General features: G+C 64.8%; 1 protein-coding gene. It reads left to right on the top strand.

Annotated elements, in window-relative coordinates; genetic code table 11:
• Positions 1 to 310: hypothetical protein (locus SB771_RS33925; protein WP_410721905.1), on the top strand; the 310-nt coding region annotated here is incomplete at both ends.

Here is a 310-nt window from a genome sequence, read left to right as displayed (position 1 = left end):
GTCGACAGCGAACTGATGCCCGTCGAAGCCGACGTCGACAGCGAGGTCACCGAGCTGTTGGTCGAGCTCAGCCCCGTCGACAACGACGTCACGCCGCTCTGCGCGGTGCTGATCCCGGTCGACGCCGATGTCGACAGCGAGGCCACCGAGCTATTGGTCGTGCTCAGCCCCGTCGACAGCGAACTGATGCCCGTCGAAGCCGACGTCGACAGCGAGGTCACCGAGCTATTGGTCGAGCTCAGACCCGTCGACAGCGAACTGATGCCCGTCGAAGCCGACGTCGACAGCGAGGTCACCGAGCTATTGGTCG

Origin of the sequence: Burkholderia sp. SIMBA_051 (assembly GCF_046534915.1) — a bacterium.
GTDB lineage: Bacteria > Pseudomonadota > Gammaproteobacteria > Burkholderiales > Burkholderiaceae > Burkholderia > Burkholderia ambifaria.
This window is presented reverse-complemented; position numbering and strand designations above follow the sequence as displayed.